This is a genomic window from Italian clover phyllody phytoplasma str. MA1, from assembly GCF_000300695.1.
Taxonomy (GTDB): domain Bacteria; phylum Bacillota_I; class Bacilli_A; order Acholeplasmatales; family Acholeplasmataceae; genus Phytoplasma.
On sequence record NZ_AKIM01000117.1, the window covers coordinates 1 to 915 of the forward strand.

Below are 915 nucleotides of genomic sequence, written 5' to 3' on the forward strand. Positions count from 1 at the left end.
TTATTATTGTTATTTTAAAAATTTCTATTTAATTGAAATAATTGTTGATTAAAATTGATTATTAATTGGTATAAAATCGGATTATTATAATAACCTTTATCGAAAATTGATTTTCTTTGTTGTTCTAGATTTTTAATCATATTTGCGTAATACAAACATCTTTTGTCTAATATAGATTTAGTGTTTTGATCTCTACAAGACGCCGACAACATAAACACTTCTTGTCTTTTTACTGACAAACTCCGAGTTTTGTCGTTTATTATATACAAATGCTCTAATGCTCTGAAATCTAATGAATTATTATTTTCCATAGCCATAACTTGATCATTATTATTTATTAAAAATAATCCCAAAAAAATAAATAAACAAATATTTATTATTTTAAATTGATTTTGTAATTTAAACATTAATTAAATCTCCTTTGATTTTTTATAATCGTTCTTTTTAGAACTTTCTGGTTTATCAATTGGGCATTTAGAAGTGCTTTTTGTTAAATTCATAGGTTGAAGTTCATCATCTGATAATTCGTTTTCATCATCATTATTTATTGCAGAACTGATATTTCGTCTAGAACTTTCTGGTTGTTCACCATAAGTTGTTGATAATTGATTATTGTTTTGTCTTTTATTGTATTTTTCGATTTCTGTTGTAATATGTTTTTGTGTATCCAAAAGTTGTTCTTTGTCTTCGTTATTAAATTTATCATTTATTAATCTATTTTGTATTAGCATTTCTTCTTTTATATATAAAACATATTCTTCATCATTAGAAATTTCACTATTATTATTACTATTTTTATTACCCATCGCCATCACTTGATAATTATTATTAATAAATAAAAATCCTAAAAAATAAAATAAACAAACATTTATCATTTTAAATTGATTTTTTAAATTTAACATTAATTAAAATCTC

The 915-nt window shown here is 21.6% G+C and carries 2 protein-coding genes; both read right to left on the reverse strand.

Annotated elements, in window-relative coordinates; all coding sequences use genetic code 11:
• Positions 1-14: 14 nt before the first annotated feature.
• On the reverse strand, positions 15-407 hold the full coding sequence (locus tag RI01_RS02810) for an SVM family protein (RefSeq protein WP_017193159.1): 393 nt from the start codon (positions 405-407) through the stop codon (positions 15-17).
• 3 nt (positions 408-410) lie between these two features.
• On the reverse strand, positions 411-902 hold the full coding sequence (locus RI01_RS02815; protein ID WP_017193160.1) for an SVM family protein: 492 nt from the start codon (positions 900-902) through the stop codon (positions 411-413).
• Between the last annotated feature and the right edge of the window lie 13 nt (positions 903-915).